Below are 313 nucleotides of genomic sequence, written 5' to 3'. Positions count from 1 at the left end.
ACTCCTACGCCAGTCGCCCACGCTTTCGCCACTGTCCCGTTAAATCCGCGCGTAACTCCGGTCAGCGTATTTCCGCTTTTGCCCGTATACTTAATCGTTTCCGCACTCTCATCTACGCCAATTGTCGCAATATTCGGAGCGTCCGGTAGTTTAGACGCATCGAGCAACGTAATTGTCGTCTGAATATCCGTAATTGCTGCCGATAGTTCCGTCGCCGGACTGTTCGCGACCGCCGGAAACATTTCTTGTAGCGCCATCTATTCGTTCCCCTCTCCGTTATTACTGCGTGAATTTAACCGACGTACTTGATACC

At 51.4% G+C, this 313-nt stretch carries 1 protein-coding gene; it reads right to left on the bottom strand.

Annotated elements, in window-relative coordinates:
• On the bottom strand, positions 1 to 257 hold a 257-nt coding region (locus CA598_RS31860), incomplete at its 3' end, for a hypothetical protein (protein WP_373455866.1).
• Positions 258 to 313 lie beyond the last annotated feature (56 nt).

This window comes from Paenibacillus sp. VTT E-133291 (genome assembly GCF_002264395.1).
Classification (GTDB): Bacteria; Bacillota; Bacilli; order Paenibacillales; family Paenibacillaceae; genus Paenibacillus_AQ; species Paenibacillus_AQ nitricinens.
Note: the sequence above shows the minus strand (reverse complement) of the source record. Positions and strands in the feature narration are given on the sequence as shown.